General features: G+C 60.6%; 2 protein-coding genes and 1 pseudogene. All 3 read left to right on the top strand.

The features are described from left to right. Positions 1–460: pseudogene (locus tag AC1D1X_RS22575) on the top strand (Fe-S oxidoreductase); the annotation flags it as partial. Positions 461–469: 9 nt separating this feature from the next. Continuing rightward, positions 470–1,060 (top strand): DUF3501 family protein, encoded by a 591-nt coding sequence (locus tag AC1D1X_RS22580; RefSeq protein ID WP_477699253.1) that lies wholly within the window; start codon positions 470–472, stop codon positions 1,058–1,060. Between the two features lie 83 nt (positions 1,061–1,143). Further along, on the top strand, positions 1,144–1,675 hold a 532-nt coding region (locus AC1D1X_RS22585), incomplete at its 3' end, for a YaaA family protein (protein WP_477699254.1).

Consider the following 1,675-nt stretch of genomic DNA (forward strand, 5'->3'; position numbering starts at 1 on the left):
CGATGCCGACGTGCAGCTCGTCAAGGAACACATGTGGGACCCGTTTGAATACCTGATGGCCCGCAAGCGCGACGGCCTGCTCAAGACCGAATTCAGCAAGCCGCTGGGCAAGATCAGCTACCAGATCCCCTGCCATGGCCGCGTACAGAACATCGGCAAGAAAACCGAGGAAATGCTCAAGATGGTGCCGGGCACCAGTGTGCACACGCATGAGCGCTGCTCGGGCCACGCCGGCACCTTTGGCGTGAAGGTGCCCTACCACCAGCAGGCCATGAAGATCGGCAAGCCGCTTTTTAAAGCCATGGCCAGCCACAAAGACGGCGGCCTGCCTGACGTCATCAGCAGCGACTGCCCGCTGGGCGGCCACCACATCGCCCAGGGCTTTGACGTCAACAGCCTGGGTGCACCGCCGCAAAAGCACCCGCTCACGCTGATACGCACGGCCTACGGCCTGAAATGAGATCACACCATGAAGACCACCGGAAAGATCACCCGCGAATCCCTGATGACGCTGGAGGCCTACAGTAAATACCGCAAGGAGAACAAGCCGGCCATCATCGCCCACCGCAAGCTGCGCAGCGTGCGCCTGGGTGAGCACATCAACCWGCAGTTTGAAAGCGAAACCAGCATCCGCTACCAGATCCAGGAGATGCTGCGCGTGGAGAAAATCTTTGAAGAAGAGGGCATAGAGCAGGAGATCGAAGCCTATGCCCCACTGATGCCCGACGGGACCAACTGGAAGGGCACGCTGATGCTTGAGTACCCCGACGTCAACGAACGCAAGCGCGAACTGGCCCGGTTGATCGGTGTGGAAGACCGCATGTTCATCGAGGTCGAAGGCCATGCCCGTGTCTACGCCATTGCCGACGAGGACATGGACCGCGAGAACGACGAGAAGACCTCGGCTGTGCACTTTGTGCGCTTTGAGCTGGACGCGGCCATGTGCGCGGCTGTCAAGGCAGGCGCAAGCGTGAAACTGGGCTGCGACCACACGCATTACCCGGCGCACACCACGATTGCGGCTGAAACGCTCGCCTCTTTGGCCAGCGACCTGCGGTAGTTGAAGGCTCATGGCCTGGCGCCACCCTCCTGTCGTAAAGTGGGGGTTTCGCCTTACTTGCCTTACCCCCACAACTCCAAAGCATGCTGTTTCTCATCTCGCCGGCCAAATCCCTGGACTACGACACGTCGCCGCACGTCGCGACCCACACCCAACCCCTCTTCACCCGCCAGTCGGCCCAGTTGATTGACGTGCTCAAAACCCGAACCCCGCAGCAGATCAGCGAACTGATGAAGCTGTCAGATTCGCTCGCAGGCCTGAATGTCGCGCGCTACCAGGCCTGGTCGCCGAAATTCACCGCGAAGAATTCCAAACAGGCCGCGCTGGCGTTTGACGGCGATGTGTATGGTGGCCTCGATGCAAAAACGCTAGGCGAGGCACAACTCGCCTGGGCGCAGGAGCACGTTTGCATTCTGAGCGGCCTTTACGGCGTGCTGCGCCCGCTGGACCGCATGCAGCCCTACCGGCTTGAAATGGGCACGCCGCTGGCCACACCCCAAGGCAAAAATCTTTACCAGTTCTGGGGCTCACAAATCTCCGCCTACCTGAACGAGCGCGCCGCTGCCCACACCACACCGGTCATCGTCAATCTCGCCAGCGAGGAATACTTCAAGG

The organism is Polaromonas sp. P1_G4 (genome assembly GCF_056405475.1).